At 66.3% G+C, this 668-nt stretch carries 1 protein-coding gene; it reads left to right on the forward strand.

The features are described 5' to 3' along the window. The coding region (locus AACR77_RS17085; protein WP_042882983.1) for an alpha-amylase family glycosyl hydrolase at nucleotides 1-668 on the forward strand (668 nt) is incomplete at both ends.

Raw genomic sequence — 668 nt, forward strand, 5'->3', positions numbered from 1 at the left:
CCCCCGCGTCGGCCAGCCGCGCCTGCTACGGCAATGATCAGCCAGCCTGCAACCTGCGCACCTACCAGGTGATGGTGGAGTCCTTCGTCGACGGCGACGGCAGCGCCAACTACGGCGTTGGCTACGGCCCCTCCCGGCACAACGGCGATCTGCAGGGGATCATCGACAGCCTCGACCACATCAAGAGCCTCAACGTCAACGCCATCTGGCTCACGCCGGTGTTTGACTCCTGCGCCGGCCAGGCCGGGGACGACCGGCTGGATGCCACCGGCTACTTCGCCTGCGACTTCTTCAACGTGGACCCCAACTTCGGCAGCAACGCCCAGCTTAAAAAACTGGTGGACGGGGCGCATCAGCGCGGCCTCTACGTCTTCCTCGACGGGGTGTTCGGTCATGTCAACAAGGTGGGGGTGAGCAAGCCTTCTCCCGAGGGACGGTTGCCCGCCCTCAAGAGCGGCGGGGCCGGTTATCCCGGTCAGCTGGTGGATTACAGCCAGCCCCAGAGCCTCGCCTACTTCAAGGAGGTGGCCCGCTACTGGGTCGAGCAGTACGGCATCGACGGCTGGCGCCTCGATCAGGCCTATCAGCTTGGTCTCGACGACTGGCGCGCCATTCGCAGCGAAGTGGAGCGGGCCAGCGCGGCGCGCAAGGCCGCCGGTCAGCAGTGG

Origin of the sequence: Aeromonas sp. ZOR0002, from assembly GCF_963866995.1 — a bacterium.
Classification (GTDB): Bacteria; Pseudomonadota; Gammaproteobacteria; order Enterobacterales; family Aeromonadaceae; genus Aeromonas; species Aeromonas caviae.